The 26,857-nt window shown below is 73.0% G+C and carries 22 protein-coding genes; 5 read left to right on the top strand and 17 right to left on the bottom strand.

The window, feature by feature from the left end; translation table 11 throughout:
• Nucleotides 1-41: 41 nt before the first annotated feature.
• Together ACZ407_RS18155 and ACZ407_RS18150 are read right to left on the bottom strand one after the other, a co-directional pair.
• On the bottom strand, nt 42-794 hold the full coding sequence (locus ACZ407_RS18155; RefSeq protein WP_468129229.1) for a GntR family transcriptional regulator: 753 nt from the start codon (nt 792-794) through the stop codon (nt 42-44).
• 244 nt (nt 795-1,038) lie between these two features.
• The gene (locus ACZ407_RS18150) at nt 1,039-2,607 is read right to left on the bottom strand and encodes a S8 family peptidase (RefSeq protein ID WP_468129227.1); all 1,569 of its coding nucleotides are present in this window, start codon (nt 2,605-2,607) and stop codon (nt 1,039-1,041) included.
• 391 nt (nt 2,608-2,998) lie between these two features.
• On the opposite strand from ACZ407_RS18150, the gene ACZ407_RS18145 reads away from it, so the two are divergent.
• A complete protein-coding gene (locus ACZ407_RS18145; protein WP_468129225.1) occupies nt 2,999-3,832 on the top strand; it encodes an isocitrate lyase/PEP mutase family protein in 834 nt (277 codons plus the stop codon).
• A 139-nt stretch (nt 3,833-3,971) separates the two neighbouring features.
• A complete protein-coding gene (locus tag ACZ407_RS18140) occupies nt 3,972-4,931 on the top strand; it encodes an EamA family transporter (protein ID WP_468129223.1) in 960 nt (319 codons plus the stop codon).
• An 83-nt stretch (nt 4,932-5,014) separates the two neighbouring features.
• Here ACZ407_RS18140 and ACZ407_RS18135 read toward each other — a convergent pair whose 3' ends face one another.
• The 13 genes from ACZ407_RS18135 to ACZ407_RS18075 form a co-directional block, all read right to left on the bottom strand.
• Nucleotides 5,015-5,797 carry a trypsin-like serine peptidase gene (locus ACZ407_RS18135; protein WP_468129221.1) on the bottom strand — a complete coding sequence of 261 codons (783 nt, stop codon included), beginning with the start codon at nt 5,795-5,797 and terminating at the stop codon, nt 5,015-5,017.
• Nucleotides 5,797-6,912 carry an alpha/beta hydrolase gene (locus ACZ407_RS18130; RefSeq protein WP_468129219.1) on the bottom strand — a complete coding sequence of 372 codons (1,116 nt, stop codon included), beginning with the start codon at nt 6,910-6,912 and terminating at the stop codon, nt 5,797-5,799. The genes ACZ407_RS18135 and ACZ407_RS18130 overlap by 1 nt, the downstream gene beginning before the upstream one ends.
• 5 nt (nt 6,913-6,917) lie before the next feature.
• Nucleotides 6,918-8,537, bottom strand: coding sequence for an alpha/beta hydrolase (locus ACZ407_RS18125; RefSeq protein WP_468129217.1), 1,620 nt, complete (start codon nt 8,535-8,537; stop codon nt 6,918-6,920).
• A 138-nt stretch (nt 8,538-8,675) separates the two neighbouring features.
• A complete protein-coding gene (locus ACZ407_RS18120) occupies nt 8,676-8,831 on the bottom strand; it encodes a hypothetical protein (RefSeq protein WP_468129215.1) in 156 nt (51 codons plus the stop codon).
• Entirely contained in the window at nt 8,809-10,647 is a 1,839-nt protein-coding gene (locus tag ACZ407_RS18115; protein WP_468129213.1) for a carbamoyltransferase family protein, read from the bottom strand. The genes ACZ407_RS18120 and ACZ407_RS18115 overlap by 23 nt, the downstream gene beginning before the upstream one ends.
• Before the next feature lie 54 nt (nt 10,648-10,701).
• Nucleotides 10,702-10,902, bottom strand: a complete 201-nt coding sequence (locus ACZ407_RS18110; protein ID WP_468129211.1) for a hypothetical protein — start codon at nt 10,900-10,902, stop codon at nt 10,702-10,704.
• Nucleotides 10,903-10,929: 27 nt separating this feature from the next.
• Nucleotides 10,930-11,847, bottom strand: a complete 918-nt coding sequence (locus ACZ407_RS18105; protein ID WP_468129209.1) for a GDSL-type esterase/lipase family protein — start codon at nt 11,845-11,847, stop codon at nt 10,930-10,932.
• Nucleotides 11,848-11,897: 50 nt separating this feature from the next.
• Nucleotides 11,898-12,827, bottom strand: a complete 930-nt coding sequence (locus ACZ407_RS18100; protein ID WP_468129207.1) for an NAD(P)/FAD-dependent oxidoreductase — start codon at nt 12,825-12,827, stop codon at nt 11,898-11,900.
• Between the two features lie 2 nt (nt 12,828-12,829).
• Nucleotides 12,830-14,176 carry an MFS transporter gene (locus ACZ407_RS18095; protein WP_468129205.1) on the bottom strand — a complete coding sequence of 449 codons (1,347 nt, stop codon included), beginning with the start codon at nt 14,174-14,176 and terminating at the stop codon, nt 12,830-12,832.
• Nucleotides 14,177-14,185: 9 nt separating this feature from the next.
• A complete protein-coding gene (locus ACZ407_RS18090) occupies nt 14,186-15,076 on the bottom strand; it encodes a phytanoyl-CoA dioxygenase family protein (protein ID WP_468129203.1) in 891 nt (296 codons plus the stop codon).
• A complete protein-coding gene (locus ACZ407_RS18085) occupies nt 15,069-16,955 on the bottom strand; it encodes a carbamoyltransferase C-terminal domain-containing protein (protein WP_468129201.1) in 1,887 nt (628 codons plus the stop codon). The genes ACZ407_RS18090 and ACZ407_RS18085 overlap by 8 nt, the downstream gene beginning before the upstream one ends.
• A 22-nt stretch (nt 16,956-16,977) precedes the next feature.
• Nucleotides 16,978-18,546 (bottom strand): radical SAM protein, encoded by a 1,569-nt coding sequence (locus ACZ407_RS18080; protein ID WP_468129199.1) that lies wholly within the window; start codon nt 18,544-18,546, stop codon nt 16,978-16,980.
• A 151-nt stretch (nt 18,547-18,697) separates the two neighbouring features.
• Nucleotides 18,698-18,865 (bottom strand): hypothetical protein, encoded by a 168-nt coding sequence (locus ACZ407_RS18075; RefSeq protein WP_468129197.1) that lies wholly within the window; start codon nt 18,863-18,865, stop codon nt 18,698-18,700.
• A 672-nt stretch (nt 18,866-19,537) separates the two neighbouring features.
• Between ACZ407_RS18075 and ACZ407_RS18070 the strand changes: the two genes are divergently transcribed.
• Complete coding sequence (locus tag ACZ407_RS18070) at nt 19,538-20,278, top strand: HEAT repeat domain-containing protein (RefSeq protein ID WP_468129195.1); 741 nt, start codon at nt 19,538-19,540, stop codon at nt 20,276-20,278.
• Between the two features lie 36 nt (nt 20,279-20,314).
• Here the strand turns inward: ACZ407_RS18070 and ACZ407_RS18065 are convergent, their stop codons facing one another.
• The gene (locus ACZ407_RS18065; protein ID WP_468129193.1) at nt 20,315-20,806 is read right to left on the bottom strand and encodes a hypothetical protein; all 492 of its coding nucleotides are present in this window, start codon (nt 20,804-20,806) and stop codon (nt 20,315-20,317) included.
• Entirely contained in the window at nt 20,799-23,978 is a 3,180-nt protein-coding gene (locus ACZ407_RS18060) for a M36 family metallopeptidase (RefSeq protein ID WP_468129191.1), read from the bottom strand. Before ACZ407_RS18060 ends, ACZ407_RS18065 begins: the two co-directional genes overlap by 8 nt.
• Nucleotides 23,979-24,405: 427 nt before the next feature.
• Between ACZ407_RS18060 and ACZ407_RS18055 the strand changes: the two genes are divergently transcribed.
• The gene (locus ACZ407_RS18055; RefSeq protein ID WP_468129189.1) at nt 24,406-24,537 is read left to right on the top strand and encodes a DUF6408 family protein; all 132 of its coding nucleotides are present in this window, start codon (nt 24,406-24,408) and stop codon (nt 24,535-24,537) included.
• Between the two features lie 162 nt (nt 24,538-24,699).
• Nucleotides 24,700-26,754, top strand: coding sequence for a DNA/RNA helicase domain-containing protein (locus ACZ407_RS18050; RefSeq protein WP_468129187.1), 2,055 nt, complete (start codon nt 24,700-24,702; stop codon nt 26,752-26,754).
• The last annotated feature ends 103 nt before the right edge of the window (nt 26,755-26,857 follow it).

Raw genomic sequence — 26,857 nt, 5'->3', positions numbered from 1 at the left:
GAAGGAGAGGGAAAGGGGGAGGGCCGGGCCCGGCGGCCGCGCTACCGGACCGGAAGGTGGTACGAGACCCGGTAGCGGTCCGCCGGGACCACCACGTCGGCCGTCTCCACGGCCCGGCCCGAGGCGTAGTACGTGCGGCTGATGACCAGCACCACGTGCCCGGGGACCCCGCCCAGGGTGAGGATCTCCTCCGCGAGGCCGGGACGGGCGCCGACCTCCTCGGCGACGTTGTCCACGACCACGTCGATGGCGGCCATCCGGTCCACCACCCCGCAGCCGCCCAGCGGGCCCTCCTCGGGCAGCATCACGGGGGTGCGGCCCGTGACGGCGAGCGGCTCCCAGGACGTGGACAGCATCATGGCCTCGCCCGCGTCGCGGAAGACGTACCGGGTGCACATGACCTTGTCCCCGGGCTCGATGCCGAGCCGCTGGGCCACCTCGGCCCCGGCCGTCGTCTGCTCGCTGCGCGACTCCCAGGTGCCGCGCGCGGCCGCGTCGGCCTGCTCCTGCCGGAACGGGGTCGAGACCCCCCCGGTGCGGTACCCGGAGCGGGCCACCCGGCGCGGCACCGGCTGCTCGCGCACGTAGGTTCCGGAGCCCGAGCGGCCCTCCACGAGCCCCTCCGCCATGAGGACCTTGCGGGCCTCCAGGGCGACCGTGTCGGAGACCCCGTACTCCTCGCGGATCCGGGCCTGCGAGGGCAGCCGGGTATGCGGGGGCAGGGACCCATCGACGATCTTCCGCCGCAGATCCCCTGCGACACGCAGATAGGCCGGCTGCTCACCGAAAGTCACGGGCCACTCCCATCAGGTTGACAGACAGCGACAGCCTGGCAACCTACGGTTGAAGACCGCAAGCAAAGGCCATGGCTTCACCCGATGTGATGGCCGAAGAGGCCCGTACGGAGCAGCGGGGCCGGGAGCAGCGCAAAGGGGCGGCCGCGGAGGGCGGCCGCCCCTTCACTCCGGAGCTTTCCGGACGTCCGGGATGCGCAGGACGTTCAGGACCTTCGCGACGCCGGGGAACCGGCCCCGGGGCTCAGAACTGCAGGGCCCAGGAGTCGATCTTGCCGGTGTCGACGTTGGCGTTGTCGTTCACGCGGAGCTTCCAGGTCCCGTTCGCCACCTCGGAGGAGGCGTTGACCGAGTAGGTCTGGAGGATGTTGTCCGCGCTGCCGCCGCTGCGGTTGTGCAGGGTGTAGACGGAGCCGTCCGGCGCGACCAGGTCCACCTTCAGGTCGCCGATGTAGGTGTGCTTGATGTCGACCGCGACGCTGAGGGTGGCCGGCGCGTTGCCCGGGACCCCGCTGACCGTGATCGGGGACTCCACCGTGGCGTTGTCGTTGATCGCGTAGTCGCCGGTGTTCTCGAACCGCGGGCCGGGCGGGACGGTGGTGCCGCCGCCCACGAACAGCAGGCGGTTCGGGGAGCCGGTGCCGGGGCTGCCGACCACGTTCGGGGTGGCCGCGTTCACCAGGGCGGTGCTCACCTGGGCCGGGGTGCTGGAGGGGTTCTGCGACAGGTAGACGGCCGCCGCGCCCGCGACGTGCGGGGAGGCCATCGAGGTGCCGGAGATGGTGTTCGTCGCCGAGTCCCCGCTGTTCCAGGACGAGGTGATGGAGGAGCCGGGGGCGAACAGGTCGAGCACGGTGCCGTAGTTGGAGTAGCTGGCCTTGGCGTCGCTGCTGGTGGTCGCACCCACCGTGATCGCCTCGGTGACCCGGGCCGGGGACTTGGTGTTCGCGTTGGTGGACTCGTTGCCCGCCGCCACCGCGTACGTGATGCCGCTCGCGATGGAGTTGCGCACCGCCGTGTCCAGTGCCGAGTCGGCGCCGCCGCCGAGGGACATGTTCGCCACCGCCGGCTTCACCGCGTTCCGGGTGACCCAGTCGATGCCCGCGACGACCTGCTCGGTGGTCCCGGAGCCGGAGTTGTCGAGGACGCGGACGCCCACGATCTTCGCCTTCTTCGCGACGCCGTACGAGGTGCCCGCGACCGTGCCGGCCACGTGCGTGCCGTGGCCGTGGCCGTCCTGCGCCGTGTTGTCGTTGTCGATCGCGTCGTAGCCGTACGAGGCCCGGCCGCCGAAGTCCGAGTGCGTGATGCGCACACCGGTGTCGATGATGTACGCGGTGACGCCCTCGCCGGCCTTGTCCGGGTAGGTGTAGCTGGAGTTGAGGGGCAGCGCCTTCTGGTCGATCCGGTCCAGGCCCCAGGACGGCGGGCTGGGCTGGGTGCCGTCGATCGTGAACTTGCGGTTCTGGACGACCGACTTGACCGCGGGGTCCGCGGCCAGCTTGCGGGCCTGCGCCTCGGAGACCTGCACCGAGTAGCCGTTGAGGGCCGTCTTGTACGTCCGGCGGATCTGCGCCCCGTACTCGCGGGCCAGGGCCCGGCCGGCGGCGGAGTCGGCGACGGCCCCGTCCAGGGTCACGATGTAGCTGTTGGGGACGGATCCGGGGGCGCCGGCGTTCTCGATGACGCCTTCCGCCGCGGCGCCGGGGGCGGCCGAGGCGGGGAGCGCGGAGGCCGCGCCGAGCACGAGCGCGACGACGGCGGTCGCGCTGAGGCCGGCGATCTTCCGGCGTGATGGACGCATCACGGTCATGTGAGGGGTCCTCCTCATAGGTGGTGCGCTGCGGGGGGTGATGCAGGCATGGACATGACAACGCTGTGCGGCCAACTCCCGCCTGCATCCGAAAGGTTGACCCACCTCACCGAGATCCCACAAGAGGACAGCCGACGCTTCACAGGCACGCCACACGGCGGTCACGAAAGGCCCCGGACCGGCGGCCGGGCACCCGCACCCGGCTCGCAGCCGCCATGAACTGGGCCTCCGCCGCCGCAGCCCGCACCCGGAAGATCGCCCCGCCCGGCCGCCCCCCGGGTCCCCGCAGCGCGAAGATGCGGCTACTCCCCGAAGTCGGACCGCCCCGCCCGCCACGCAGGTGTCGGATTTTCGCGCGCGCACCGGGCCCCCGGGGTGATGGACTGCCCCCATGACCACTCACCGCCCGCAGCAGCGCACCCAGGCCGAACTCGCCGAGACCTTCCGCTCCTTGCACGTCCCCGGAACCCCGCTCGCCCTCGCCAACGCCTGGGACGTGGCCAGCGCCCGGGTCGTCGAGTCCGCCGGGGCCCCGGCCGTGGCCACGACCAGTGCCGGAGTGGCCTGGAGCCTGGGCTCCCCGGACGGGGACGCGATCGCCCGGGACCGGGCGGTGGAGCTGGTGGCCCGGGTGGCCGCCGCCGTGTGGGTGCCGGTGACCGCCGACATCGAGGGCGGGCACGGCGCGGACGCGGCGGCCGTCGGGGAGACCGTGGCCCAGGTGATCGCCGCCGGCGCGGTCGGCATCAACATCGAGGACGCCGACCGGGACCCGGCCGAGCTCGCCGACCGGATCGCCGCGGCCCGGGCGGCCGCCGACGCGAGCGGGATCCCGCTCTACATCAACGCCCGCACGGACACCTACCTGTTCGGGCTCGGCGAGCCGGGCCCCGCCCGGCTGCGCGAGACCCTGGCGCGCGCCGAGCGCTACCTCGCCGCCGGGGCCAGCGGCATCTTCGTGCCCGGCACCACCGACCCGGACACCGTGGCCGCGCTGGCCAAGGGCATCGACGCCCCGCTGAACCTGCTGGTCGGCCCCGGGGACCCGGGCGTGGCCGAACTCGCCGCCCTGGGCGCGGCCCGGATCACCCTGGGTTCGGCCGTGGCCTCGGCCGCGTACGCGGTGGCCGCGCGGGCCACCCGGGAGCTGCTGACCGCGGGCACCTACACGGCGGTCGAGGACGGGGTGCCGTACGGGGAATTGAACGGGCTGCTGAAGGGCTGAGAAGAGGGGAGCCGCCCCCCTCCGGCGGCCCCTGCGCCGCCCCCCTGCCGCCCGGCTCCAGAAGGGTTTCCCGGGGATCCTGCCCGAAAGCGGGCAGGATCCTGGCCCGAAGACCCTCCGGTCCCTAGGATCTTGGATCATGCGCATATCAAAACCCGCGGAAACGGACCAGCCGTCCCCGAGGACGGACCCCGTCCCGGGCGCCCCTGCGCGCCGGGTCACCGGAGCCGTCTGGGCCGCCCTCGGCATCGTCTACGTGGTCTGGGGCTCGACGTACCTGGGCATCCGGATCGTCGTCGAGACCATGCCCCCGTTCCTCTCCGCGGGTGCCCGCTTCGTCACGGCGGGCCTGCTGCTCGCCGGGCTGGTGGCCTGGCGGCAGGGCCCGGCGGCCCTCCGCGTCACGCGGGCGCAGCTCGGCTCGGCGGCCCTGGTGGGCCTGATGCTGATCCTCGGCGGCAACGGGCTGGTGGTGCTCGCCGAGCAGTCGGTGCCCTCGGGGCTGGCGGCCCTGCTGGTGGCCGCCGTGCCGATGTGGGTGGTGCTGATGCGGACGGCCACCGGGGACCGGCCGCCGCTGCCCACCCTGGGCGGGGTGGTCGTCGGCATGGCGGGGCTGGCGGTGCTGACCCTGCCGGGGCTCAGCGGCGAGGTGCGGCTGTCCGGTGTGCTGATGATCCTGGTCGCCGCCCTGCTGTGGTCGCTCGGCTCCTTCTCCGCGGGCAAGCTGCCGATGCCGGGCAACCCGTTCACGGCGAGCGCGTACGAGATGGTGTTCGGCGGGATCGCGGCCCTGCTGACCGGGCTGGTCCGGGGCGAGCACCACGGCCTGCACCCGGGGGACTTCTCCGCCCGCTCCTGGGTGGCCCTGGCCGCCCTGGTGCTCGTCGGCTCCCTCGTGGCTTTCACCGCGTACGCCTGGCTGCTCCAGTCGGCCCCGCTGTCACTGGTGTCCACGTACGCGTACGTGAACCCGGTCGTGGCCGTCTTCCTCGGGGCGCTGGTCCTGAACGAGGCGCTGACCTGGCCGATCCTGGTCGGCGGCGCGATCGTGGTGGCCGGGGTCTGCGTGATCGTGAGCACCGAGCGGCGCGGCTAGTGCGGTGACCGCAAAAGGCCCGGCGCCAGGCCGATCCCGGTCCGGCCCGGCGCGCGCCGCCGGGTCCGCCCCCGTGCGGGCGGTCAGCCCTTCGCGGCCGCCTCGTACAGGGCCTTGGCCCGGTCGTCGAAGCGGGCGGCGGTGGAGTCCGCATCGGTGTCCCCGCCGCTCAGCACGGCGATCAGGCGGCCGGCGCTGCCCTTGGCCCCCCGGTCGGCCACCCAGGGGCTGCCGCTGGTGCCCGTCCAGAAACCGGCGCAGTTGATGTAGAGCATGCCCTCCTCGTCCTCGTCCTCGGAGGTCTGCGTGGTGCAGGACACCGGCCGGTTCTCCGGGTTGTGCTCCTCCTGCGGGTAGCCGACCACCGTGACGTCCCGCTCGGCCGCCGAGTCCCAGTCGGGCGAGGGGGCGGCCCCGTGGCCGACCGCGTCCTGGACGCTGCGGCCGTCCCCGTCGGGCTCGATGGTGAGGAAGGCGAAGTCGGCCGTGTCGTCCCCGTAGAGCCGCCAGCGGTCGTCCACGTGCACCGAGGCCACCTTCCAGGTGCCCAGCGGCCGCCGCCCGGCCCCCTCACCGGAGAAGCCGGGGGCGAAGGAGAGCTTGCCGATGGCCAGCCCGTCGTGCGCCAGCTCCCCCGGCTCGCCGTCCTCCCCGGCGGGGCTCACACAGTGCGCGGCGGTGGCGACCACGTTGCCCTTCGGGCTGTCGACCACGCTCGCCGTGCACCAGTGCTCCCCGTCGGCCATGAGCACGCCGACGGTGGGGAAGGCGAGCGGGGCCGTCTCGTCGTACTTGAGCACGGCCACGGCGAACAGGGTGGCGGTGCCGGCCGCGGCCGCGGCCAGGCCCTTGAACCAGGTGCCCATCAGACGTCGGGTGCGTCTTCACGGCCGGCGGCCGGAACCGGGTCGGGGGTCGGGGCGAGCAGCACCCTGCTGATCCACTCCAAGGAACCCTCCCTCATGCCGCGGACGTAGGACTTCCCGTTGTGCTCCCCATCCTCGATCACCTGGAGGCGGGTGTGCACGGGACCGCGTCCGTACAGGCGCATGAAGCGCTCCAGCTTGGCGCGCCCGGTCTCGCGGGTGCCGATCTGGAAGTTCACGTAGACGGCCGGGCCCTTCGCCGCGATCAGCCGGCGGGCGAGCAGCTCCGGATTGTTGGCGTCCATCTCCCTGCGGTGGCCCTTCCACAGCGGGGAGTCCGGTGCCGTCTCCGGGCCGGAGGCGATGACCGCCTTGAAGCGCTCGGGGTACTTCATGACCTGTTTGAGGGCCACGAACCCGCCCGAGGAGGAGCCCATGAAGGCCCACCCGTCGCGGGACTCGAAGGTCCGGAAGTTGGCCTTCACGAAATCCGGGACGTCTTCGGCCATCCAGGTGCCCATCTTGGGCTGCCCCGGGATGTCCGAACCGTCGTAGTAGAACTTCTTGTCGGGGTTCAGCACCGGCATGACGAGGATGAACGGCAGGCTGGTGCCGTTGCGGACCCCGTCCGTGACGGCCTTCTGGAGGCCGAGGCCGGTGCCCATCCAGTAGTTCTTCGGGTAGCCGCGGCCGCCGGGCAGCGAGATCAGCACCGGGAAGGCGCTGCGCGCGTACCGCGGGTCCTCGTACTCCTTGGGCACCCACACCCACACGTCGCCGGTGAACCCGGACTTCGCCCCGACGAGGGTGGTGCGCCCGATCTCCGTCCCGTCCGAGAGCCGCGAGGCCCGTACGAAGTCGGCGGAGGGGCCCTTGGGCATGCTCACGCCCGGACGCCCGGGCAGCGGCTCCTGCGCGGGGTCGGGGCGGCCGAAGGAGATGGGCCGGCCGTTCTCGGAGAGCAGGCCGAGCTTCCAGGCCGCGCCGCCGGAGGCGAGCAGGGCGCCGACGAGCACCCCGCAGACCAGCAGCAGGCGCCGGGCGCGCCGCCGCCGGGGGGCGGGCGGCGGCGGGGCGGGGTGGCCGTGGCCGGTGTACGGGGGGTACGGGGGCACGGCGGTCACCCCGCGTCCGGTACGGGCTTGGCCATGACCTTGCTGATCCACTCCAGGGAGCCTTCCTTCATGCCCCGGACGTAGTCCCAGCCGTTGTGGTCGCCGTTCTGGATGACGCGGGTGGTGATCTTCACCGGGCCCTTGCCGTAGTCCTTCTCGAACTTCTTCAGGCGGGCGAGGTCCTGGCTGCCCTCCTTGGTACCGATCTGGAAGTTGACGTACACCTCGGGGCCGGTGCCGCGGCTGAGCTTCTCGGCGAGCTTGCCGGGGTCGTTGGCGTCCATCAGCTTCTTGTCCCCGCGCCACAGCGGGGAGTCGGGGGCGGTCTCGCCGCCGCTCGCGATGACCGCCTTGAAGCGGTCGGGGTGCTGCATGACCATCTTCAGGCCGACGAACGCGCCGGAGGAGTTGCCCATGAAGGCCCAGCCGTCGCGCGAGGTGAAGGTGCGGAAGTTGGCCTTGGTGAAGGCGGGGACGTCCTCGGCCATCCAGGTGCCCATCTTGGGCTGGCCCGGGATGTCGGAGCCGTCGTAGTAGTTCTTCTCGTCCGGGTTGAGCACCGGCATGATCAGGATGAAGGGCAGGCTGGTGCCGTCCTTGACCCCCTCCGTGACGGCCTTCTGGAGGCCGAGGCTGCGGTCCGCCCAGTAGTTCGTCGGGTAGCCGTTGCCGCCGGGGAGGGAGATCAGGACCGGGAAGGCGCTCTTCGCGTACTTCGGGTCGTCGTACTCCTTGGGGACCCAGACCCACACGTCGCCGGTGAACCCGGACTTCGCGCCGGTGAGCCGGGTCTTGGCTATGGAGGTGCCGTCGTCCAGGCGGGTGGTGCGCCGGAACTCGGCGGCCGGGCCGGTGGGCATGGAGACCCCGGAGGCCTTGTCCTCCTCCTTGGCCCTGCCCGTCGCGCCCGCGCCGTCCCCGCCCGCTGCGGCGGGGGGCCGGCCGAAGGTGACCGGCTCCCCGTTGTCGTTGAACCAGTCGAGCTTCCAGCCGGTGAAGCCGACGCCCGCGAGCACCGCCGCGGCGAGCACCGCACTGATCCAGATCCGGCGGCGCGAACCCCGGCGCGGGGCGGGCGGCTCCTCGCCGCCGCCCGCGGGGGCGGGCGCGGCGGGGTGCCCGGGCTGCCCGCCGTAGGGGGCGGCCCCGCCGCGGGGCGGCTGCGGCGGCCCGGCGTACTGCGGCGGCGCGGGGTACGGCTGCCCGCCGTACGGACGGTCCGCGTAGGCCTGCTCCCCGTACGGACGGTCCGCGGAGGCCTGCCCGCCGTACGGGCGGTCCGCGTAGGCCTGCCCGCCGTACGGACGGTCCGCGTAGGCCTGCTCCCCGTACGGCTGCGGGACCGGCCCGGGCCGGTCCGCGTACGGGCGCGGCGCGGCCTGCTGCCCGTACCCCTGCTGCTGGTACGGGTGGCCGTACGGCGGCGGTGCCTGCGGGGGGCCGGACTGCGGCCCGCCGGGCCAGGGCGCGCCCTGCGGCTGCCGCGGCTGCTGCGGAGGCCCGGCCGGCGCCTGCGGCTGCTGCCCGTACCACTGCTGCTGCGGCTCGTGGCCCTGCCCCTGGTCCCCGTGGGAATTCGGGTACGGCTGGTCATCGGGCCGCGGGCCTGGCGGGTACTGGTGCACGGAACTCGCTCCGAACGGTCATGCCTGCCCCCCACGGGACAGATCGGCTGGGCATCCCCGCCCTACCTGATGCGATCTGCGCCCAAAGGGTTGCAATCCCGCCCGGAACATGACCGGAGTCTCACTCGCGCCCGCCGCTCAGTGCCGCCAGTAGCTCGGCACCCGGTCGTCGCGGGCCCGGGTCAGCGGATCGTGCACCAGCCGCAGCAGGGCCCCGGCCGGGACGACCACCAGGTGGTAGAGCAGGGCCAGCCCCGCCCGCCGTGCCGGTTCAGTCCATGGGGATGGACGCACGCCAGTCCCCCTCCTCGCGCCATTCGGGCTGGGCCGGCTTCTCCAGCAGGAAGTCGCCGAGCACCAGCAGGTCGATGTGGGTGCGCATGAAGCAGGTGTAGGCCTCCTCCGGCGTGTTCACGATGGGCTCGCCGCGCACGTTGAAGGAGGTGTTCACGAGGACCGGGCAGCCCGTGCGCTCGCGGAACTCGGTGAGCAGCCGGTGGAAGCGCGGGTTGCGGTCCGCCCCCACGGTCTGCACCCGCGAGGACAGGTCCACGTGGGTCACGGCCGGCACCTCGGACCTCGGCACCCGCAGCAGGTCCATCCCCCGCAGGTGCCCGGTGCCGGGCTGCGCCAGCCGCCGGGCCTCCGCCACCGGAGCCGTGATCAGCATGTACGGGCTCTCCTGCGGCAGGTCGAACCAGTCCTTGGCGTCCTCCGCGAGCACCGCCGGGGCGAAGGGCCGGAAGGACTCCCGGAACTTCGTCTTGAGGTTGAGCGTGGAGTGCATCCGCGGATCGCGCGGGTCGGCCAGGATCGAGCGGGCGCCCAGGGCCCGGGGCCCGAACTCCATCCGGCCCTGGAACCAGCCGACCACCCGGCCCGCGGCCAGCTCGGCCGCCACCCGCCCGGGGACCTCCCGGGCGGGGAGCCGGGTGTACGGGATCCCGCGGCCGGTCAGGAAGGCCTCGATCTCCTCGGGCCCGTACTCCGGGCCGAGGAGGGAGCCCGCCATGGCGTCCGTGCCCCGCGCCACGTGCGGCCGGGGGGCGCCGCGGCGGTGCGACTCGGCCAGGGCCGCGCCCAGGGCGCCGCCCGCATCGCCCGCGGCGGGCTGGATCCACACCTCGTCGAAGAGGCCCTCGGCGACGATCCGGCCGTTGGCCACGCAGTTGAGGGCCACCCCGCCGGCCAGGCACAGCCGCCGCTCGCCGGTCCGCTCCCGTACCGTGCGGGCCAGCTTCAAGGCGATTTCCTCGGTGACCTGCTGCACCGAGGCCGCGAGGTCGAACTCGCGGTCGGTGAGCGGTCCTTCGGGTTCCCGGCGGGGGCCGCCGAACAGCTCCTCGAAGCCGGCGCCGACCATGGTGCGGCCGTGCAGGAAGGTGAAGTGGCGCATGTTGAGCCGGAAGGAGCCGTCCGGTTTCACGTGGACGAGCTTCTCGCGGATCAGCTTGGCGTAGCGCGGGGTGCCGTACGGGGCGAGGCCCATCAGCTTGTACTCGCCGGAGTCGACCTTGAACCCGCAGAAGTAGGTGAACGCGGAGTACAGCAGGCCCAGCGAGTGCGGGAAGCGCAGCTCGCCCAGCGGGCGCAGCCGCCGTCCGCTGCCGTGCCACATGGTGGTGGTGGCCCACTCCCCCACCCCGTCGATGCACAGCACGGCCGCCGACTCGTACGGGCTGGGGAAGAAGGCGGAGGCCGCGTGGGTGAAGTGGTGGCGGTGCACGGACACCGGCGGGAGGTGCAGCCCGCCGGACTGCTCCCGCAGGGTCCGGGCCACCTCCTCGCCGGCCTTCCGCTTCCAGCGCAGCCACTGGGGGAGGGTGTCGCCGAACACCTGCCGGCCGCCGGGCGAGGCGGCCAGCCAGGTGGCCAGCACCCGGCGGAACTTGAGCGCCGGGTCCTCGTAGAACGCGATCCCGGCCAGGTCGCCGAAGCCGGCCCCGGCCTCGCGCAGGCAGTAGTCGACCGCCCGGGCGGGGAACTCGGGCGTGTGGCGGCGGCGCGTGAAGCGCTCCTCCTGCGCGGCGGCCAGCGGCACGCCGTCGGCCACGAGGGCGGCGGCGCTGTCGTGGTAGTACGCCGAGATGCCCAGGATCAGTTCCGGCACGGGCGGACCTCCTCCTCGTCTCGTTTCGTGGTGCCTCGTCCTGCCCCGCGGGCCTCAGAACAGGGGGTAGACCGAGGCGTCGTCGTCGGGCTGGCGGCGCATGCGGCCGCCGCCGCGCCGGGCGCCGGCCGCGGGGGCTCCGGCTTCGGCTCCGGCCGCGTCCTCCGCCTCGGGGCCGGTCCCGGCCGCCTCCTCGGGCCGGCGGTCCGCGGTGCGGCGCAGCAGCCGGTCCGGCAGTCCCTTCAGTACGGACATGGGTGCTCCTGCTCCTGTTTCCGGGTCTCAGTCGAGGTCGAGGTGCTCGGCGATCAGCCGGGCCGCCGTGTCGTAGCCGAGGTCCGTGCAGTGCACCCGGTCGATGAACAGCCAGTCGGTGGGCGCGGCGGCCGCACCCAGCAGCGGGTTCAGGTCGAGGAAGGGCACTGCGGCCTCGGCGCAGCCCGCGGCGATCGCGTCCGCGTAGGCGCGGCCGACGGCCATGGTGGAGATGTCGTTGTGGTAGCGCAGGAAGTTGGACACTCCGTCCAGCTCGTCGAAGAGGGCCTGCTCCTCCTCGGTGGGCGTCTCCCGCACCCAGGGGGCGAGGGGCTGGAGGACGTAGTGGAGCCGGGCGCCGATGCCGTCGGCCAGCGCCTTCCACGTGCCGAGGTGGCGGACGGTCAGTTCAGCGGCGTGCGCGATGCGTTCGGCTGCGCTCGGGACGGTTTCGGGGGCGGCGCCGCAGTCGAAGAAGGCGCCGTGCCGGCCCTGCTGTTCGGCGGGCAGCCGGCTGAGCACGAGGTTGTTGACCCCGGAGCAGAGCACGATGTCCTCGACCTGCGGCAGCAGCTGCCGGAAGAGGGTGGCGAGCATCAGCTCCTGGACCGAATTGTGGCTCTGGCCGGTGAAGTTGAGCCAGGGCAGCCGGGGGGCGTGCGCGGTCCACAGCCGGGAGGCCACGGTGGCGGCATCACCCGTGGCGCCGACCCCGTACATCGCGGAGCTGCCGGCGAGGACGCGTACCGGTCCGGCCGGGCGGTCGCCGGCGACGGTGGCGAGGGCGTCCGCCGGGCCCCGGGTGTACCGGAATCCGTGGGCGTCCGTCGTGGAGACGGGGGTCTTCTCGTCTCCGTGCTGGAAGAAGCCGATGTAGGGCTGGTCCTCCAGGTCGAAGGTGTAGTGCTCCATGTGCGGGGTGAGTTCGGCGCGGGGCGATGACATGCCGCGGGGCCTCCCGGTCCTGGTGTGCGGGGTGGGTCGGGGATCAGGGGTCAGTGGGCGGCCGGCGGCAGGTCGTACAGCGCGCCGGGCAGGTCCTCGCGGATCAGGTCGGAGTTGACGGCCATGGCGGCGAGTCCGCCGCTGGCCGCGGCCATGGCGCCCTGCTGCATGTTGTTGCCGAGGTCTCCGGCCACGTACAGGCGCGGCAGGCTGGTGCGGCCGCGCTCGTCGGTCTGTACGGACTCCAGGTCGGGGGCCTCCAGCCAGGGGCGCAGCGGCTCCACCCGGGGCTCGGTGTCCATGTGGAGGAAGAGCGCGCCGAAGACGGCGCTGCCGCCGCCGTCGAAGTGCACGGCCACCCCGTCCTCGTGTGCGGACAGGCGGGTCACCTTGTCGGCGAGGGTGGGGATGGCGGCGGCGTCGAGGCGGCCCTGCTCGTCCGCCGGGAGCTCGCGGCCGTCGGAGAGGTAGGTGATGGAGTCGGTCCAGGCGGTGAGGGTGGTGGCCAGGCACTCGCTGGGCACGGTGCCGCCGTAGACGCCGAAGCTCTTGCCGCGCACCTCCCAGCCGTGGCAGTACGGGCACTCGAAGACGGCCTTGCCCCACAGCTCCTCGATGCCGGGGACGGGAGGCAGCTGGGAGCGGACGCCGGCCGCGTAGAGCAGGGTGCGGGCGCGGAAGGTGCCGGACTCCTTGGTGGTGACCTCGACGAAGGTGTCGCCGGGCAGCACGGACACGACCTCGTCGTCCCGGAACGACACGTCGTAGGCGCCGAGTTCGGCCCGGGCGCGGGAGCGGAAGTCGGCGATGGTGACGCCGTCGTTGGTGATGAGGTTGTGCATCGTGCCGGCGGCCATGTTGCGGGCGTCGCCGGAGTCGACGACCAGGACCCGTCGGCGGGAACGGCCCAGGTACAGGGCGCCGTTCAGGCCGGCCGGGCCGCCTCCGACGATGATGGTGTCGTAGAGGTCGGTGGTCATGGTCACTCCTTGTCGGAAGCTTCGGTACGGGGTGTCCGCGGGCCCAGGGGCGCGAACAGCAGCAGGGAGCCGGCCGTGAGGGCCAGGCCGGCGGTGACGAAGACGGCCGGGACGGACGTGATCCGGGCCAGCGCTCCGCCGAGGGCGGCGCCGACCGGCATGGCGCCCCAGGCGCACAGCCGGGACACGCTCATCACCCGGCCCTGGAAGGCCTCGGGGGTGAGCCGCTGGCGCAGGGAGACGACGGGGATGTTCCAGCCCATCATCACGATGCCGTTCAGGAACAGCGCGAGTCCGGCCTGCCAGGCGGTGCGGGACAGGCCCACGGCCGCGTAGGCGGCCCCGGAGAGGGCCAGCGACCAGCAGGCCAGCCGTCCGGTGCCCAGCCGGTCGGTGCCCCAGGGGACCAGCCAGCTGCCGGCCACGGCGCCCAGGGAGCCGGCGGCCATCAGGAGTCCGTAGCCTGTGGCTCCGAGGCCCAGGCGCTGTTCGCCGAGGAGGACGAGCAGCGAGAAGGTCGCGGAGAAGGCCAGGCCGTACAGGGCGCTGGCGGCCAGGGTCAGGCGCAGGACGGGGTGGCCGAGGACGAAGCGCAGGCCGGCGCGGATGCCCTGGAGGACGGTCTCGGGGGCGGGTCCGCCGGGGGTGCCGGCTGCCGCCGTTCCCTCCTGCCCGCCCTCCTGCACGCCCTCGCCGGTGCCGTCCGGTTCCGCCGGACCGCCCGTGCGGCGGCGGCCCGCGCCGGCGGTGGCCAGCCCGGCGAGGAGCACGGCGGCGATCGCGTACAGGGAGCCGCCGACGCCCAGGGCCACGGTCGCGGCCACCCCGATGAGCAGGCCCGCGAGCGGGGGTCCGACCATCTCGTTGAGCACGGTCTGCGCGGTCTGGAGCCGGCCGTTGGCCCGTTCCAGGTTCCGGTCGTCGACGAGTCCCGGGAGCATCGCGGGGGCCGCGGTGTCGGCGAGGGTCTCGGCGATGCCCAGCAGGAAGGCGAGCACGTACAGCACGGCGAGGGGCGGCCGGGCGGCGAACAGCGGTACGGCGGCCAGCAGGGCGGCGGCGCGCAGCAGGTTGCTGTACAGCACGATGCGGCGCCGGTCCCAGCGGTCGGCGAGCACGCCCGCGGGCAGCGCGAACAGCAGCCAGGGCAGCATGTTGACGGCCGTCAGCCCCGCCACCGCCGCCGGGTCCGGGTGTCCGGAGACCACGAGCAGCGGGAGCAGGGTACGGGTGATGCCGTCGCCGGCGTTGGACGCGGCCGACGAGCCCCACAGCCACCCGAACGGGCGGCCGAGGGGCGGGGCGGCGGCGGACGACGGCGCCTTCTCGGCGGTGGCGGCGCTAGCCATGGGACCGGCTCACTCCTCGTCCCAGCCCCGCGAACCCAGCAGCCGCTCGCCGAGCGGGCTGAGTTCGGCGGGCCCCCACAGCAGGTGCTCCTCCTTGCGGACCCCGCCCTCCGGCGGGTGCGGGGGCACCCGGTCCCGCCAGAAGCGGACCCGGGCCTCGGCCATGCCCTCGATGTCGGGGCGGGCGGGGGCCATGGTGAGGTACTGGGCCATCCGCACCTGGTCCTCGGTGATGTTGGGGTGCACCCCGTGCGGGAGCAGGCTGTTGAAGATGATCAGGTCGCCCGGGTTCACGCTCGGCGTGGTGATCTCGTAGCCGGTGATGTCGGGGGTGTACGGGTCGCGGTCGGCGGGCTGTGCGGCCACCCAGTCCTTCCAGTGGGTGAAGATCTCCGGCACGCACTGGAAGCCGCCGATCTTCTCGTTGCCCTCGGTGAGGGAGAGCACGGACTGGCAGCTGAGCGGCAGCGGGTCGGTGGAGGTGTCCACGTCCCAATGGATGAAGCCGTCGAACTCGCGCTCGCCGTGGTTGGGCGGGTTGACGTTCGCGAAGTCGATGGTCACCCACAGGTCGGGGCGGTCCCAGATGTCCACGAAGGCGTCGTAGACCCGCCGGGTCTGCCGGTTGTCCCACTGGGCCTGGTGGTTGTACATCTCGACGAGGCCGCTGTGGCCGGGCAGCCGGTCGTTGCCGGTGTGCGGGGAGGTCCAGGTCGACGGGTCGTCCGGACGCATGTCGAGGAATTCCATGAGGGCGTTGCGCAGGTTCTCGGCGTTCTGCTCCGGGACCGCCTCGCGGATGATCACGTAGCCCTCGGTGATCCACTGCTCCCACTCGGCGGGGGTCATGGCCCGCAGCGGCAGGGTCTTGCGGATGTCTCTCAACTGGACGCTAGCCACGGGGCTCCCTCGCTTCGATGATCGTGTGGTGTTCGGGCAGGACGACGGCGTCCAGCACGGTGCCGGCCAGCAGGTCCAGCGCCTCGTCCAGGCCGTTGAGGATGGGCCTGCCGTTGTCGTTGGCGCTCGCGCTGATCAGCATCGGCAGCCCGGTGAGCTCCCCCACCCGGTGGCACAGCCGGTGCAGGTCGGGCTGCACCTCGGCGCGTACGGTCTGCACCCGGGCGGTGCCGTCGATGTGCCGTGCCTGGGAGAGGAGTTCGGCGTGCTCGTCCCGGACCCGGGCGGTGAAGAGCATGGTGTCGGTGTGGTCGAGGGGCCCGGTGAAGTACCGGTCGGCCAGCTCCTCGGGGCAGACGGGTGCCACCGGGTGGTACCACTCGCGGCCCTTGACGGTGCGGGACAGGTGCCGGCGGGCGCCCAGCCAGTGCGGGGAGACCAGCAGCACCCGGTGGCCGAGCCCGCGGGGGCCGGTCTCCAGGTCCCCTTCGAGCCAGGCCACGGCCTTCTCCTCGGCCAGCATCCGGGCCACCTCTTCGACGACCTCCGGCCGGCCGGACAGGGTCCGCACCTCGTGCCCGGCCGCCTCGCCGGCCTTCCGCACCCCGGCCCCGGGCAGGGCCAGCGGCGGCCCGGCGTACGCGAGGGCGGGCCAGACCAGGCCGGTGAGCCGGGGCCGGTCCTCGGGCTCGGCGGCGGCGAGTGCCGCGCCGAGCGCCACTCCGGAGTCGTCGCAGCAGGTGGGCACGTACACCCAGTCGAAGCGGCCGGACTCGGCGAGGGCCGTGTTCGCGTTGATGTTGAGGGCGCAGCTGCCCGCGTAGCAGAGGGCCCGGTAGCCGGGGTAGCGGCGGCTGAGGCCGGTGATCAGGCCCACCAGGTCGAGTTCCAGGGCGGCCTGGAAGGTGGCGGCGAGGTGGCGGCAGTTGCGCTCGTACGGGCCGTGCCCGACCTCGACGACCTCGCCCTCGGCGGTGCGGAAGGCGTCGGGGAACACGGTGGCGTACGAGTGCACCACGTCGTCGTCCGAGGAGTCGGCCAGGCCCCCGTCGAGGTAGCCCCCGCTGTCCGGGTCGAACTCCCACCAGTCGTCCTCGTACCGCAGCGCGGTGCCGGCCAGCCACAGGTCGTCCAGCGGCGCGTACAGGTCGGGGGCGGCCCGCCGGGCCTGCTGCGGGACCATCATGGCCCGCAGGATCGGCAGCACCCCGCGGTGCGGGTCGCCGGTCGCGGCGAGGCCCATCAGCTTGCCGGTGTGGAACTGGCTGCCGTGGATGCGGCGGGCCAGGCCCTCGGCGACCAGGCCGAAGCGGGGCCCGGTGCGGTTGTTGAAGGACATGACCGGCGTCAGCAGGTCCCCGTCGCCGAGGCAGACCATGCCGCACTCGGCGTACGCACCGGTGCCGTCGAGGGCGACGACGAGGGCCCGCTCGGCCCCCGAGGCGTAGTAGGCCAGCGCCGCGTGGGCGTAGTGGTGGCGTACGGCGACCAGCTCGGGGGCGCCCGCCGGGGCGCCCCGGGTGGCGGCCGTCAGGTCGACGGGCCAGTCCTCCGCGGAGATGCGGCGGACGACGGCGTCGGCCAGGTCCCGGCCCGGGGCGGACCAGGCCGGGTCCAGGTTCACGAGGTCCACCAGCGCCGGGGGCAGCACCGGGCACACGGGCGTGTACCAGTCGGCGACCGCGACCCGGGTGACCGCGGTGCCCGCCGCGGCGGCCAGCTCGGCCGCCCAGTCGGCGACGGATCCGGCGACCTCGGTGCTGCCCCCGCAGACGTGCCGCTGCCCCACCCGGCGCTCGGCCTCGATGACGTGGAACCCGCCCGCGTCGGTGAGCGCGACGGCGGCGTCGTGCCCGAAGTGCATTCCTATCGTTGCCATGACCCTTGGTGACCTTCTGTTCTCAGACGTACGCCGCCGCGACCTGGGCGTGGTGGCGCTCCAGCAGGCCCTGCACGACCTCGCGCATGTAGCTGCAGTAGCCGGGGGACATCAGGTGGATGGAGCCGTTCTCCTCCTCCAGCGCGCCGGCCGAGCCGCCCGAGCAGGTGCCCTGGAGCTCGCAGCCCTGGCAGCCGGGGCCGTTGGTGTAGGCCCGCATGCCGTAGTCCTTGTAGGCGGGGGAGGTGAAGATGCCCTTCCAGTCGTCGATCGAGCCGAGCTTGCGGGCGGTGGCCTTGCAGGCGAACACGGAGCCGTTGGGCTCGATGGAGAGCTGGCGGCCGACGGCCGGGCAGGTCTTGTAGTCGGCGTGCTCGGCCCAGGTGGACTCGTCGATGATCATCTGGAAGGTCTGGTACCAGTAGCCGCTGAGCTGGACGCCGACGGAGCGGCCGTAGTCGACGGCCTCCAGCAGGCGCTGCGCCACGTCGCTCGGCTTGTGCTGCGCGAAGAACTCGTTGGCCTGGAAGGAGACGATCACGTCGAGGACCGGGATGCCGGCCTCGGCGACGAAGTCGATGAGCGGGGTGCCCCACTTGTCCCAGGTGTACTGGGAGAGCACGGTGGTGATGTTGACCGGGACCCCGGCCGCCTTCATGTCGAGGATCGCCTGCCGGACCACGCCCCAGGGGGTGCGCTGCTGCTGGCCGCCGCGGAACTCGCCGGTCTCGGGGACCAGGTAGTCGATGGAGACGGTGGTGTCGACCTTGTGGCGGGCGAGGGCGGCGAGCAGCTCCTTGTCGATGCGGGAGCCGTTGGACGTGAGGTCGTAGGAGAGGGTGACCCCGTCGTAGCTGTCGCCGAAGGTGCGCAGGACGTGCAGGATCGTGCCGCGGGCGAGGGTGGGCTCGCCGCCGAAGAAGGAGACGGTCAGGTGGCCGCCGCCGTTGGCCTTGCGCAGGGCGATGGCCTCGCGGATGGTCTTCTCCGCGACCTCCTTGGACATGTGCATGGAGGGGTTGCGGGACTCGCTGTCGCCCTTGTTCCAGTCGCCCTTGGCGAAGGTGGGGCCGGTGTCCTGGCGGGCGGTGCGCAGCTCGACGAGGACGGGGCCGGGCTTGACGGACTCGCCGGAGGTGTTGCGCTCCTCCACGCCGCCGTCGAAGTTGTACGCGAAGCAGCCCTGGCAGGAGAAGTTGCAGGCGTTGGTGAGCACGAGCTGGATCGAGGAGTGGAACACCCCGGTGCCCAGCACCTCTTCGCGGCTGTCGAGGAGGGCGGCGATCTCGGTGCTCTCGTCGTGCCCGGCCTCGACGAGGTAGCGGGACTCGATGAGGTCGCGCAGCGAGGCCTCGCTCACCCGGTCGCGGAGCTGCTCGATCCCCATGCCGGCGGAGGCCTCGTTGAGGAGGGCGATGGTCTCCGGGTCCACGAGGCGGGCGTTCCCGAAGAGGGAGTGGAAGGCGATGGTCTCACCGCGGGAATCGAAGTCGAATGCGTCGATACGGCCGCCGAACCGCGTGAAGTCGCGGTCCTGCCCCGAGCGGAGCGTACGAACGTAACGGGAGGACTGGTAGACGGAATTCGACATGGTGATGTCCCTGCTCTCGCGGCATCCGGAAATTCGACGGGGGATTCGGGCGCGGACGCGTGCGGCCCGCAGTGGCCCCAAAGGGTCCGTGGGGGGGTTGTCGGAGACGGGGCCCGGCTGGGACCGGGCCCCGGCTTCCGGCAGCGAGGTGTCAGGCCTCGGCGTCGTGCTTCTGCTGCTCGGCGGCCTCCGTGTCCTCCGCGAGGTGCTTGTGCGCGGGGACGATGGTGGGGGCGTTGCCCTTGTCCTGCGACACGAAGGCGCAGGGGCGCGGGCCCGCGGTGGCCGCGGGCTTCTCGATCTTCCGAATCTCGGCCATGTAGGCCTCCTCAGCTCGGTCCGGCTCGAACGCGGACCACTGAATCAGCAGGCAGGGGGGCTCGACAGAAGTCATCGAGACAGGGCCCGGGGCCGCTCGCCGTTACGGTCCGTGACATCCGGGCGGGGCGGGCGGAGCTGCTTCGCTGCGGCCGGGCAGACCGCCGGAAACCCCTTCCGACCTGGGGCGGAGCGGGTGACCGCGGGCGCCGCCAGGACCATGCGGATCCGGGCGGAGGCCATGATCATCACAGAACAGACCGGAACCTCTTATTCCATTGGATTGGAATCCTTTATTCCGACTGGCTTGTTTTCGCCGTTAGTGATGCCTAAGTCGGCCCGGAATCAGCCGTTCCGATCGACTCAAGGCCTTCGAAATGTTCCTCTACGTTCCTATTTCTTCGGATTCATCGGCGAGTTCCAGCCCTTGAGGAGCGCTCAAGAACCCCCTCCGACCACGGGAAACGGCCGCCGGGGCACCTCACAATCCGTGCGAATCGCCCCCGATTTCCATACCGCCCACGCGGTATCGGGCCCGGCCGCTGCCGTGGCCCCGGCGCCTTTGTCACAAAGTCGTGGCGGCCCACCGCAGCTCCATGGCGATCTGCGGGCCGGTTCCGCAACACTGCGCACGCCGGAACTGCCCGCCGACTGCGCCGTGAGGGACGCCCGTATGACTTCGGGGACATCGCACATCGAGGAACTCGTCCGGCGGCTCGACGGCGGGGCGGCCGATGCGATGGACGCCCGCGCCGGACTCATCGCCGCCGGGCCCGACTGCGTACCCGCGCTCGTCGCCGCGCTGCCCTCCCTCGGCGGCTTCGGGCAGCTCACCGCCATCGAGGTCTTCGGCGAACTCGCCGACCCCCGCTGCGGCCCCGCCCTGATCGCACTGCTCTCCGGCGGCAACGCCACCGTCCGCGAATGGGCCGCCCTCGCCCTCGGCGAACTCGGCATCGGCGAGGCGGCCGAGCCCCTGCGCCGCGCCTACCGGGCCTGCCTGGAGCGCAACCTCCCGCCGGACCGGACCGAGCCCGCCGGCATCCGCTGGGCCCTCACCCGGCTCGGCGCCCGCACCCCCTTCGTGCCCCCGCGCGCGGCCCGGCTCCAGACCGGCCGGCACGGGGACTGCCCCGCCTGGCCCGCCGTCCACTTCGGCGAGCTGGTCGACGAGTTCGCCGACCACGGGCAGCTGATCCTCGGCACCCAGTTCTGGCGCACCGAGGACGGCCGCACGTCCGCACTGCACAGCGTGCCCGCTCCCCCGGGCCAGCCCCCCGACTGGACCGCCCCCTGGAACGACCTCGTGGAATCGGCCCGTACGCGGACCCTGCGCCAGGCGGCCAAGGTGCCGGCCGGCGAGGCCGTCACCGTCACCTTCACCTGGCTGGACCGCACGGACCTGCGCCCCTGAACACCGCGGCGCCCCAGCCCCCGGGGGGCGCGGGCCTCACGGCACGAGGAAGGTCAGCACGGCCCGCGGGCCGCCCGCCCGGGGCACCAGCACCCGGGTGGTCCCCGGCCGCACCGCCCGGAGCTCCCACTCCCGCCACCCGCTCCCCCGCACCTGCCTGATCCGGCCCAGCAGCACCGAACCCCCGCGGGTGCCGGGCTCCTCCCCGGCCCCGCCCGCGGGCTCCGGCACGCGCAGCAGCGCCGTCTCCCCCACCGCGAGCCACCCGGCGAAACCGTCGTCCGCCGCCGTGAACAGCCGCCCGCGCGCCGGGGCTCCGAAACCGGTGCGGGAGGCGGAGGGGGCCGTTGCCGGGGCCGTCGCAGCCGGGTCGGAAACAGCCGGCGAGCCCGGAGAAACCGGGGACCCCGCGGAGGCCGTGCCCGTCGCGGCCGGCGGCCGCGGCGGTTCGGGGGCCTGCGGCAGGCCGCCCCCGCACCCGGTGAAGAGTGCGAGGGCGGCGAGGCAGGCCAGGCGGCGGTCAGCCACCGTCCCGCACGTTGAACGAGAGCAGCATCCGCGTCTGCCGGTCCAGCTGGAGACCGGTCGAGGCGGGGTTGTTGTAGACCGCCTCGGCCGCGGCGACCGCCGCCCCGAAGGTCGAGTCCTTGACCCAGTCCCCGTCGGTGTCCACCCGCGTGCCCAGGTCGTACGCGCCGTTGGCGAAGTTGAGCCAGGCGGCGAGCAGCTGGGTGGACATCAGGGCCCGCGGCTGCGGGGAGCCCGAGGAGAGGATCGCGTACGCCTGGGCCGGGGTGAGCGGCCCGTACACCGCGCTCATGAACGAGGCCACGCCCAGCAGGCACTTCAGCTGCGCCTGGGTGAGCTGCCCGGTCGGCGCCCGCCCGGCGTACTGGTTCATCCAGTACGCCTGGTTGTGCGCGAGCTTCGCGTTGCCCGTGATGATCACGGCGGCGGTGTCGGAGGCGCTGCCCGCGTCGTCGTCCGCGCTGGTGAAGGTCAGCGTGGACAGGCAGGCCTGCGCGTAGGCGTGGGCCCTGGTCTCCGTGAGCGAGCGCGGCTGGACCGACGGGCTCGGGTCGGGGTCGGCGGCCGGCGGGTTCACCAGCGAGACCAGGGAGTCCGCGGCCCCGTCGCCCCAGGCCCAGGTGAGGGTCAGGTCGTCGCTGCCCGGGTCGGCGGTGGAGCCCGTGACGGCCACCGGCACCCCGGCGTGCGCGATGAAGGCCTTCTGCCCGTTGAACACCGTCTGCCCGTCCGCCGAGATCGCGGCCGTCGGGCGGACGTTGCCGATCACGGCGTCGGTCGTGGCGCAGGTCCGGGTGTCGTCGTCGCTGCCGCAGACCTCGATCCGGAAGGTCCCGTCGTCCCCGTAGGTGTGGGTGGTGGCGAAGGACAGGGTCGCGTCGGGCCGGCCGTTCTCCGGGGTGCCGTCGAGCGGCTGCGGGCCGTTGCCGTCACCCCAGTCGACGGTGGCGGTCAGCGGGTCCTCCCAGCCCGGGTCGGTGATCTTGCCGGTGAGGGAGACGGCGGTGTTCTCGGGGCCCGGGGCGACCGGGTCGGGGGCCGGTACGGGCGCGGCGTTGCGGACGGTGACGGTCGTCGTGTCGGTGTCCGTGTTCCCCGCGGCGTCGGTGACCCGCAGGCCGACCGTGAAGACCCCGTCCCGGCCGACCTCGCGGAAGGCAGTGGTACGGCCGGTGGCGTCGTCGTACCGGCCGTCGTCGTCCAGGTCCCACTCGTACCTGACCAGGGCGCCGGCCGAGGAAGCCGTGCCCGGGGCCGACCCGGAGGCGTCGAGGGTGGCGTCGGTGCCCTCGTCGGTGGTGTACGGGCCGCCGGCCGCGGCGGTGGGCAGGCAGGCCGCCGGGACGGTACTGCTGACCGTGACGGTCTTCTGGTCCGCGCTGGAGGTGGCGCCCTCGCCCATCCCGCGGGCGGCGAACACCCGCCACAGCAGGCACTGGTTGGCCCCGCCCGTGTTGGTCATGTCGGCGGCCAGCAGGCCGTCGCGGGCATCGAGGAAGCTCGGGCTGCGGGGGGTGTTCTTCAGGCCGTCGACCAGCAGCTGCTGGGTGTAGGCGATGCCCTTGGCGGCGCGTACGTCGTACACGGCCGCGGCCCAGATCTCCCCGTTCGCGTGCACGTCGACCGCCGCGTCGTAGTCCGCGTACGTGCCCGTGTGGGAGTCGTACGGCTGGGAGCGCAGCCCGGAGAAGGTGTTGCCGGAGTCGTACTCCCCGACCACCGCGTCCCCCCACTTGAGGAAGGAGACGGCGTCGGCCCAGCCCTCGCCGAGGGAGTCGGTCTGCGGGCCGCTGCCGAAGTCCCCGTTGCCGACGAGGCGTTCGGAGAGCCCGTGCCCGTACTCGTGCGCGATGACGTCCCCGTCGAAGGAGCCGTCGCGCCAGTCGAACCCGGTGGAGTCGTCCCACATGTACATCTGCATGCGCGGCGCGGTGCCCTCGGGCAGGGTCAGGAAGTTGGCGTTGTTGAGGCAGCGGATCTTCGCCCCGGCCTTGTTCTTGCAGCCGAAGTTCCAGCCGTCCTGGGCCTCGGCGAGCACGGCGTCCCCGCCGGTGCCGCCGCGGCCGAAGTTGGCGGTCTGGAAGTTGCGCGAGGCCTCGTCGAAGCCGAGTCCGTAGAGGTAGTCGTGCATCACGTTGACGTAGTGGAAGAGCTGCGTCACGCTCGCGTCGACGTCGGCGTCCAGGTTGGCCTGGGTGTGGCTCCGGTTGGTCCGCCACACGTCGCCGAACGCGTAATTGAAGTGCTGGAACGCCGGGTCCCCGCTCGCCGGGGACTGCGGCCGGCCGGCGTCCGGATTGTTGTCGTTGTCCTCGTCCCGGTAGGCGTTGACGTTGTTGCCCTCGGTGAGGCGGCCCGCCACCCAGGAGCCGTCCCGCCCGCTGAACGGGGTGACCGTGCGGGCCGCGCCGGCCACGTCCGGGTGCTGGGTGGTGAACACGGTGCCCTCGGGACCGGAGTGGCTGAAGCGGCTGTCCCGGCTGAGGATCCGGCCGTCCTCGGCATCGACCACGGTCTGGTCCCAGGAGGTGCCCGAGGTCTCGATGTCGGTCAGCCAGGCCGGGCGCAGCTCGCGGCCGGCGTCCGCGGGGAACCACACCAGCTCGGCGGTGACGTCCGCGGGCTTCTTCAGCCGCTCGGCGTAGACGTTCTTGAACCTCTGCCGGCCCTTGTGGTGGTTGTCGGCCCCGCTGAGCTGCTGGTGCGGCCGGGCCCCCTGCGAACGGGCGGCCTCGTCGAGGGCGTCCTGCGCGGTGAGCTCGACACGGCCGGCCGGGGTCCCGGTGGCGGCGAGGCCGCCGACGAGCACCAGCCGTCCCCGGCGGTCCACGGCGGCGGTCAGCAGCCCGCCGTACACCCGCATGCCGTCCACCTCCTGACCGATCGCCACCTGCCGGACCCCGTTGTGCCGCGTGGGGTAGGTGCCGACCACGACCAGCTGCCCGGCCTGCTCCTCCGACAGCCCGAAGGCCTCGCGGTGCGCACGCACGTAACCCAGCGCGATCCGCTCGGGCGCCGCCTTGGAGGGCTCGGTGAGGTAGCCCCCGGACCGGAACACCATCCGCGCGTGCCCGGTCGCGGGATCCCGCCGCACCGCCGGATCCCCGGGCCCCGCGGCGAGCGCCGGGGCCACCGCGGGGGCGAGCGCCACCAGCAGGCTCGTCGCGGTCACTACGGTCGCCAGTCTGCTGCGCCATCGCCATCTGGTCACGGCCTGAGCCTCCCGAGAGCCGTCGCGCCCCCCGCGTCTGCCGTCGAGACCGCGCGCTCCGAGAGAACGTACTCACCCCCACCCAAAGATCAACGAGGCATGCCGCCCCTCCCACCCCCACCCCGACGACCCTCCGAATGCCACACGGGGCGGGGGCATGCGGAGCAGCCGGCCGGGCAGGGGGGTGATGTCCCGTCCGGAAACCCGGGCCGGGACGTCCGTACGTGCGTTAGCGTTGGCCTGCACCGCAATGTCCTCCCCGGAGGATGTACGCGACGTGACCTGGGCGGGTCGTCAGCCCTTCGGTTCGGTGCGGTCGGCCACTGGTGCGCTCCCGGCGGGAGCCACCCGGCACCGTCACCGGTCACAACCGAAGGGGACGCGTCCTGTGACTGACGACGTCGAGTACACGCCCAAGCACCGCACCTGGGTCCGTGACGTCCTGGTGGGCATCACGGCGGGCTTCGGCTCGAACCTGATGTGGGCGCTGGCGCAGGCCGTGGTGCACCGCCTCGGCTGAGCCGGGGCGGCGGGCGGGCCTCCAGGGGCCCGCCCTCATTTCCCACCGGCGGGTTACCCTACGCACTGTCATTGCGGCCCGCCGGGCTTCCGCTCCGCTCCGGCGGGGTCACGAAGGACATGCCCCCACCCGCACGAGTCATCTCGTGCCTGGGGAATCCTCGTGCTCCTGCAACTGTCCGCGGCCGAACTCGGGCTGCTCGCCGCCCCGGCCGGATCGCCGCGCCTCCCGCTCACGGACCGGCTGATCCGCGAGCACCTGCGGGTCAAGGGGGTGCCGGCCGGTCAAGGGGACGTCGCGTCCTGGAACAACAGCATCCCGGTGGTGGTCCAGGCCCTGCTGGAATGCGGGCTCGGCGCGGTCGAGATCCAGGTGGAAGTCGGCCTGCCGCACACCAACTCCGCAGTGGACCTGGTCCTCTGCGGCCGGCATCCCGGCACGGACAGGGACTCGTACCTCGCCGTCGAGCTGAAGCAAGTGCGCCACGCCACGGTCGACCCCCTGTGCCCGATCGCCGTCGACCTCGGGTTCGGCAGCGGGAAGAACAAGTTGCATCCGGTGCGGCAGGTCCAGCTCTACTGCGACTACATGCTGCGCTACCTGCCCCACCTGCGCGAGGCCGAAGACCAGCTGATGGGGGTGGCCCTGCTCCACAACGCGCGCGATGCCGACGTGGAGGCCCTGTTCGACCTCCCCGAGACCGACCACGGCTTCCTCTACACGCTCGACGACCTGGACCGCTTCCGCCGGGTGCTCACCTCGCGCTTCTCGGCGGCGTCCGGAAAGCGGGCCGCGGACGCTCTCCGGCACGCCCGACGGGAGCCGTTGCGCAAGGTCACCGACGTCGCCCGGCAGCGCTCCGTCACCGGCGGTGGTCTCACGCTCCTCGACGAGCAGTACGTGGCCTTCGACCGGATCACCCGCCACCTGGAGAGGTCCTCGGGCTTCGGCGGTTTCAACGTCGGGCTGTTCTACAACGCGGAGACGGCACACGCCCCGGCCCGCCGGAGGGACGCCAAACGCGTCCACATCCTGCGCGGCGGGCCCGGCAGCGGCAAGAGCGCCGTGGCCCTGGAGCTGCAACGCTCCCTCGGACTGAAGGGCCAGGAGGCCGTGCTGGCCAGCGGCTCGCACGCCTACACGGAGACCCTGCGGGACATCATGATCGGCACGGCCCGCCCAGGACAGGTGGCGGGCAAGCGCCGTGCGGCGCACCGCATGTACCGGTACTTCAACAGCTTCACCGACTCACCTCCGGACGGGATCGACGTCCTCATCTGCGACGAGGCGCACCGCATGCGGCGCAGCTCCACCCACCGCTGGATGCCCACGGAGCTGCGGGACGACGACCGGCCCCAGGCGACCGAGGTGATCAGGGCCGCCAAGGTGCCGATCTTCCTGCTCGACGACCACCAGTCGATCCGCCCGGACGAGGTGGGCACTGCCGCCTACCTCAGGGAGCTCGCCGAGAGCATGGGCTGCGCGGTCGAAGTGACCGACCTCGAGGGCACGTTCCGGGCCGGTGGAAGCAAGCGGTACCAGCGCTGGGTCCAGCAGCTGCTGGGGTTCGACGCCTCCGACCCGGCGGCCTGGCAGCCGGACGGGCGGATGACCCTCGCGGTCGCGGACTCCCCCGGTCAGATGCAGCAGTTCATCCTGGAACGCCACCACGAGGGGGCCACGGCGCGCATCACCGCCGGCTTCTGCTGGCCGTGGAGCAACCCGGGCGGAGACCGGCTCGTCGACGACGTGCGGATCGGCGACTGGAGCTCGCCGTGGAACGTCAAGCCGGCACACAGCTTCCCAGGCGCGCCCAGGTCGGACCTGTGGGCGACCGACCACCGCGGGGTCGGGCAGATCGGCTGCGTCTACACGGCCCAGACCTTCGAGTACGACTGGAACGCCGTGATCATCGGCCCCGATCTCCTGTTCCGCGACGGGAAGTTCACGGTGGACCGGGCCGCTTCCTGCGATCCCGCGTTCCACGACTCGGTGGACGACGCGATCGTCGCCCGGTGCGTCCTCAACGCCTACCACGTGCTCCTGACCCGCGGTGTGGTCGGCACCGTGGTCTACGCGGTCGACCCCGAGACCCAGAACGCACTGCGCAGGCTCGTCCCCGGCACCATCGGCATGCAGCACTACGACGGGGACCGGCCCAAGCTCACCGCGGAAGGGGCCCACCTGCCGCCCGCTCACCGCACACGCCACAGGTAGCCTTGATCCCGACGTAGCTGCGGCCCGCCGGGCTTCCACTCCGCTGCACGGAGTCACCGAAGGACATGCCCCCACCCGCACGAGTTCCTTCGTGCTGCCTGGA

It is taken from the genome of Streptomyces sp. NPDC030809, assembly GCF_055572195.1.
Note: the sequence above shows the minus strand (reverse complement) of the source record. Positions and strands in the feature narration are given on the sequence as shown.

Excerpts from the sequence above, each read along its gene's own strand:
- ACZ407_RS18135 (WP_468129221.1), bottom strand. The coding sequence starts at position 5,797 with ATGGGCACCTGGTTCAAGGGCCTGGCCGCGGCCGCGGCCGGCACCGCC.
- ACZ407_RS18070 (WP_468129195.1), top strand. The coding sequence starts at position 19,538 with ATGACTTCGGGGACATCGCACATCGAGGAACTCGTCCGGCGGCTCGAC.
- ACZ407_RS18085 (WP_468129201.1), bottom strand. The coding sequence starts at position 16,955 with ATGGCAACGATAGGAATGCACTTCGGGCACGACGCCGCCGTCGCGCTC.
- ACZ407_RS18095 (WP_468129205.1), bottom strand. The coding sequence starts at position 14,176 with ATGGCTAGCGCCGCCACCGCCGAGAAGGCGCCGTCGTCCGCCGCCGCC.
- ACZ407_RS18105 (WP_468129209.1), bottom strand. The coding sequence starts at position 11,847 with ATGTCATCGCCCCGCGCCGAACTCACCCCGCACATGGAGCACTACACC.
- ACZ407_RS18110 (WP_468129211.1), bottom strand. The coding sequence starts at position 10,902 with ATGTCCGTACTGAAGGGACTGCCGGACCGGCTGCTGCGCCGCACCGCG.
- ACZ407_RS18150 (WP_468129227.1), bottom strand. The coding sequence starts at position 2,607 with ATGACCGTGATGCGTCCATCACGCCGGAAGATCGCCGGCCTCAGCGCG.
- ACZ407_RS18140 (WP_468129223.1), top strand. The coding sequence starts at position 3,972 with ATGCGCATATCAAAACCCGCGGAAACGGACCAGCCGTCCCCGAGGACG.
- ACZ407_RS18080 (WP_468129199.1), bottom strand. The coding sequence starts at position 18,546 with ATGTCGAATTCCGTCTACCAGTCCTCCCGTTACGTTCGTACGCTCCGC.
- ACZ407_RS18075 (WP_468129197.1), bottom strand. The coding sequence starts at position 18,865 with ATGGCCGAGATTCGGAAGATCGAGAAGCCCGCGGCCACCGCGGGCCCG.
- ACZ407_RS18145 (WP_468129225.1), top strand. The coding sequence starts at position 2,999 with ATGACCACTCACCGCCCGCAGCAGCGCACCCAGGCCGAACTCGCCGAG.
- ACZ407_RS18100 (WP_468129207.1), bottom strand. The coding sequence starts at position 12,827 with ATGACCACCGACCTCTACGACACCATCATCGTCGGAGGCGGCCCGGCC.